Source organism: uncultured Aureimonas sp. (assembly GCF_913775355.1).
In the GTDB taxonomy this organism is placed as follows: Bacteria; Pseudomonadota; Alphaproteobacteria; order Rhizobiales; family Rhizobiaceae; genus Aureimonas.
The window spans coordinates 1-5,420 of the sequence record NZ_CAJYIU010000233.1; the positions used below are offsets into that span (position 1 = coordinate 1).

6 protein-coding genes are annotated in these 5,420 nt (G+C 70.6%); all 6 read left to right on the forward strand.

From position 1 onward, the window contains the following. The coding region (locus QZ753_RS14190; protein ID WP_294644485.1) for a LysR substrate-binding domain-containing protein at nucleotides 1–370 on the forward strand (370 nt) is incomplete at its 5' end. Nucleotides 371–637: 267 nt separating this feature from the next. Beyond that, on the forward strand, nucleotides 638–916 hold the full coding sequence (locus tag QZ753_RS14195; protein ID WP_294644487.1) for an STAS domain-containing protein: 279 nt from the start codon (nucleotides 638–640) through the stop codon (nucleotides 914–916). A 25-nt stretch (nucleotides 917–941) separates the two neighbouring features. Beyond that, nucleotides 942–1,310 (forward strand): response regulator, encoded by a 369-nt coding sequence (locus QZ753_RS14200; protein WP_090963109.1) that lies wholly within the window; start codon nucleotides 942–944, stop codon nucleotides 1,308–1,310. Nucleotides 1,311–1,314: 4 nt separating this feature from the next. Beyond that, nucleotides 1,315–3,294, forward strand: coding sequence for a chemotaxis protein CheA (locus QZ753_RS14205; RefSeq protein WP_294644489.1), 1,980 nt, complete (start codon nucleotides 1,315–1,317; stop codon nucleotides 3,292–3,294). A gap of 16 nt (nucleotides 3,295–3,310) precedes the next feature. After that, entirely contained in the window at nucleotides 3,311–3,808 is a 498-nt protein-coding gene (locus QZ753_RS14210) for a chemotaxis protein CheW (protein WP_294644491.1), read from the forward strand. A 66-nt stretch (nucleotides 3,809–3,874) separates the two neighbouring features. Continuing rightward, nucleotides 3,875–5,420, forward strand: a 1,546-nt coding sequence (locus QZ753_RS14215) for a methyl-accepting chemotaxis protein (protein ID WP_294644493.1), incomplete at its 3' end; no start/stop codon positions are given.

Consider the following 5,420-nt stretch of genomic DNA (forward strand, 5'->3'; position numbering starts at 1 on the left):
GACGGCGGGGGAGGGGGCGCTGACCGGCCTTCCGCTCCTGCAGCAGGCGACGCGCCCGACGCTCTGGCTCGAATGGTTCCGCGAGGCCGGGCTCGACGCGCGCGACATCCTGCGCGGCCACCGGTTCGAGCAGTTCGCGATGGTGGTGGAAGGGGCGGTCGCCGGCCTCGGCGTCGCGCTGGTGCCCGATTTTGCGGTGGAGCGGGAGCTTCGCGCCGGTCTCCTGACACTCGCCTCGCCGCGCCGCCTCGCGCTGCCCGATCCCTATACGCTTCTCCACCCTCCGCGCAGTCTCGAGCGACCGGCCTTCGCAAAGTTCCATCGCTGGCTGCGCGAGACGGTGGAACGGGAGGCGGCGTCCGCGCCCTGATCCGATTCCGAGCCGGGGTCGGCCGATGGAATCAACCGGGACGGGTGCGTCGCCGCCCGGAGCCGCCGACGGGACATCTATATGGGCCGGCGCCCCGTTCGCGTTCCTTCGGGCGAAAACGGCGCCCTGTCAGAGGGTTGATCCGTCTTCGGCCGTAGCTTGCCGCGATCGCGCGAAGGTTCCCGCACAATTCATTCAAATCCTATCTTTTAACCTTTGGTGGGTAACTTTCGGACGTCAAGCAACCTAACGATCGGACCGACGTTGATGACGCCCTTCTCGCTCGGGTCCACCTGCACCCTGTCGCAGGCCGAGGCCATCCAAACCGCCTTGAGCGAGCATCTTCTCGACCATGCGGGCGAGGGGCTTCTCGTCGACGCCTCCGCCGTCGAGGAGGCCGACATCAGCCTCGTCCAGATCCTCGTGTCGGCCGGGCGCACGGCTGGAGCGCGCCACCTCGCCATGACGCTCAAGCCCTCGGCGGAGGTCTCCGCGCTTCTGGCGCGTGCGGGCCTTGGCGACTGGGCCGCCGGCCTTCGCGCCTGAGCATTTCGAAGAAAGGTCAGTTTCCATGGGCAAGCCCGTTCTCTGCGTCGACGACAGCGCGAGCGTCCGTCAGATGGTGTCGTTCACGCTGGAATCGGCCGGCTACGCGCCGACCACGGCCGAGGACGGCGTCGACGCGCTCTCCAAGCTGTCGGGCCACCGCTTCGCGCTCGTGATCACCGATCTCAACATGCCCAACATGGACGGGATCACGATGATCTCGAGGATCCGGGCCATGCCCGAGCATGCCGGCATGCCGATTGTCATGCTGACCACCGAATCCGACGACGCCAAGAAGGCGGCCGGCAAGGCGGCCGGCGCCACGGGCTGGATCGTCAAGCCGTTCGACCAGACCCGCCTTCTGGCCGTCGTCAACAAGCTGATCGGGGCCTGATGCCATGAACAGCGGGAACGCCGTCGAGATCTTTCTGAACGAGGCACGCGACCTCCTGGAGCAGCTGGAAGCGGCGCTCCTTGATCTCGAGGCGCGTCCCGACGATGCCGAACTCATCAACACGACCTTCCGCGCGCTCCACACGCTGAAGGGCTCGGGCGGCATGTTCGGCCCGCCCGACATGGCCGCCTTCGCCCACAAGCTGGAGGACGCGTTCGAGCGGGTGCGCCGGGGCGAGGCGCCGCTGACGCCCGCCCTCGTCGGCGTGCTCCTGGCCGCGACCGACCAGATCCGCCGCCTCCTGTTCGAGCCGGCGCCGGCGCTCGCCGCGCGCAGCGCCGAGCTCGTCAAGGCGCTGCAGGCCGCGGTCGGCGGCGAGGCCTCCGGCGCGCCGGCCGCCGCGCCCGCCGCCGCCATGCCGCAGGCGCCAACCACCAGCCGCTTCGTCATCACGCTGCGCCTGCCCGCCAACGCGCTCCTCTTCGGCACCAACCCGCTGGCGCTCCTCGACGAGCTGCGCGCGCTGGGCGAGGCCGAGGTCGAGGCGCTCACCGACGCGGTGCCCGAACTCGCCGTCCTCGCGCCGACCGAGCTGTATCTCGCTTGGCGCATCACCCTTTCCACCGATCAGGGCCTCGGCGCGATCGAGGACGTCTTCATCTTCGTCGACGAGCCGGGCGCCGTCACGATCGAGGCGCTCGGGGCCGCCGAAGCCGCGCCTGCGCCTGCGCCGGAGAGTGTCGAGCCGGTCGCCGTTGCGCCCGCCGCCGCCGCCAAGGTCGAGCCGGCAAGGGCCGAGGCGAAGAGCCAGGCGCAGCCGGAGGCGAGCGTTCGCGTATCGGCCTCGCGCCTCGACACGCTGCTAGACCAAGTGGGCGAGCTGGTGATCGCGCAGGCGCGCCTCACCGCCCTCACCCACCAGCGCCACGACCCCGTCCTCACCGCCGTGGTCGAGGAGATCGAGCGCATCTCGGCGGACCTGCGCGACAGCGCCATGGACATGCGCATGCTGCCGATCGACTCGCTCTTCTCGCGCTACCGGCGCGTGGTGCGCGACCTGTCGAGCGATCTCGGCAAGGAGATCGACCTCGTCCTGTCGGGCGAGGATACCGAGCTCGACAAGACCGTGCTCGACCGCCTCGGCGATCCGCTCGTCCACATCATCCGCAACTCGATCGACCACGGCATCGAGATGCAGGACCGCCGGCTCGCCGCCGGCAAGTCGAAGCGCGGCACATTGCGCCTTTCGGCCCGCCAGTCCGGCACCGAGGTCATCATCACGATCGAGGACGACGGCGCCGGCCTCAACCGCGAGCGCATCCTCGAAAAGGCGCGCGCCGCCGGGATCGTCGCCGACGGCGTGACGCCGCCGAACCGCGAGATCGACGAGCTGATCTTCCACCCCGGCCTGTCGACCGCGGCCGCCGTGTCGAACCTGTCCGGCCGGGGCGTCGGCATGGACGTCGTGCGCCGCACGATCGGCGAGCTGCACGGCTCGATCGAGATCGCGACCGAGCCCGGCCAGGGCACGCGCTTCACGCTGCGCCTGCCGCTGACGCTCGCCATCATCGACGGGCTCCTCGTGCGCGTCGGCGAGACGAAGTGCATCCTGCCGCTCGCCAATGTCGAGGAATGCGTCGAGCTCTCGGCGATCGAGTGCCGCACGTCGAGCGGGCGCAACTTCGTTGACATCCGCAACACGATCGTGCCGATCTTCCACATGGACGCAATCTTCGGCGCCGCCTCGGCCGAGGACGGGATCGTGGTGGTGGCCGATACCGACACCGGCCGCGTCGGCGTGGTGGTCGACCAGGTGGTCGGCCAGCACCAGACCGTGATCAAGCCGCTCTCGCCGCTGCACCGCGCGACGCCGGGCCTTGCCGGCGCGACGATCCTCGGCGACGGCTCGGTGGCGCTGATCCTCGACATCAACACCCTGGTCCGGCAGGCGGGCGCCGTGCGCGCCGACCGCCTCGCCGCCTGAGCCGGAGCGCGAACCGATGACGCAAGCCCCCGCCGCCGCGCCCGACCTCGCCGCCGCTGCGCCGCCCGTCGACTTCCTCACCGTCTCGCTCGGGCAGGACGTCTTCGCGCTCGCCGTCGAGGCGGTGCACGAGGTGCTCGACCCGCCGCCGGTCACCACGGTGCCCAATGCGCCGGCCTTCGCGCCCGGCCTCGTCAACGTGCGCGGCAACATCATGCCGCTGATCGATCTCCGCCGCCGCTTCGCCATGCCCGCGGTCGCCGACACCGAAAGCTCGCGCGTCATCGTCTCGCGCGTCGAGACGGGCGGCGAGGGCTTCTTCGTCGCGATCAAGGCCGACGCCGTGCATGAGGTCGTCTCGCTCGACCGTGCGGCCGTCGAGCCCGTCCCCGAGAACGGCACGCGCTGGCCGCTGCGCTTCCTGCGCGGCGTCGTGCGCCACGGCGGCGGCTTCGTGGTCCTCCTCGACCTCGAGACCGTGCTGCAGCCCGACCCCGCATCCCTGCCGAACTGAACGCGTCCTCCGATCCCGCCTGCCCTCCCGAACCCCTCGGCTCCCTTCCGACCCCGGACCTTTCCGATGCGTATCACCATCAAGACCAAGCTGATCTGCTCGTTCGGAGCGGTTCTCGCCCTTCTGGGAACCGCCGGCTATTTCGGCGTCTCCAGCCTCGGCCAGACCAACCAGTCGATGGCCGACTTCGCCGCCGGCCCCTTCCGCCAGCTCGGCAGCGACATGGAGATGAAGGTCGCGATGATGGACACGCGCCGCGCGCTCGTCGGCATCCTCCTCTCCACCGATGCCGCCGAGATCGCGAAGCTGAAGGGAGCGGTTCAGCAGAACTGGCAGGATATCGAGCACCAGAGCGCCCTGATGCTCGGGACCATGGACGACGAGGGGCGCCGGGCCGCCGCCGATCTCGCGCCCGCCGTGGTGAAGGCCCGTTCGGTGGTCGACGACACGCTGTCCCTTCTCGAGCGCGCCGACAACGGTGCGGGCGACAAGGCGATCCGCGAGGTGGGCACCGTCGTCGATCCGCTGCTCGCCGATCTGGCTGGGCTGAAGTCCGGCTTCGAGGCGTCGGGTGCGCGCAGCGAGGCGGCCCTTGCCGGCGACATGGCGTCGGGTCTGGAGCGGGCGCGCTTTGCCGCCGTTTCGGCCGTCGTTCTTGGCGATGCGCAGGCGATCCAGGGCGCGTCCGACCGCGTCGACGCGCTGACCAACGATTTCGCGACGAAGCTCGACGCGGTGGCCGCGAGCCCCGCGGCCGGCACCCAGGCCGTCCTCGTCCAGAAGCTGCGCGCCGAGTGGAATGCCGCCGACACGGTTCTGTCGCAGACCGCGGCCTTCGGCGTTCGCAACGATTTCGCCAACGCGCAGTCGGCCCTCGATACCAAGGTGGCCCCGACCCTCGGCGCCCTCAGCGACCGGCTCGACGAACTCGCCCGCCAGGCGTCCGAGAGCGCGCAGTCCTCGGTGACGAGCGCCCAGGCGAACTATGAAAGCACCCGCACCACGCTGATCGCAATCGTGATCGGTGCGCTGGCCATCGGCGCGGGGGCGGCGGCCTGGATGGCGCTGACCATCTCGCGCGGCCTGCAGCGCTCTGTGAAGCTTGCCGAGGACATCGGCGCCGGCGACCTGACGCAGACCGTCGCGGTGCGCTCCGACGACGAGATCGGCGACCTGACCCGCGCCATGAACACGATGACCGAGAACCTGCGCACCATCGTCTCCGAGGTGACGCGCTCGGCCGAGCAGGTCGCGGCCGGTGCCCAGCAGTCGGCGGCGACCGCCGAGCAGCTGAGCCAGGGCGCGACGGAGCAGGCGGCCTCCACCGAGCGCCTCGGCCAGGGGGCCGGCGAACAGGCGGCGGCGACCGAGCAGGCGTCGTCGGCGATGGAGGAGATGGCGGCCAACATCCGGCAGAACTCGGAGAACGCCTCGACGACGGAGAAGATCGCGGCGCAGGCCTCGACGAGCGCCGAAAAGAGCGGGCAGGCGGTGGCGAACTCGGTGGAGGCGATGCGCACCATCGCCGACAAGATCCGCATCGTCCAGGAGATCGCCCGCCAGACCGACCTTCTGGCGCTGAACGCGGCGATCGAGGCGGCCCGCGCCGGCC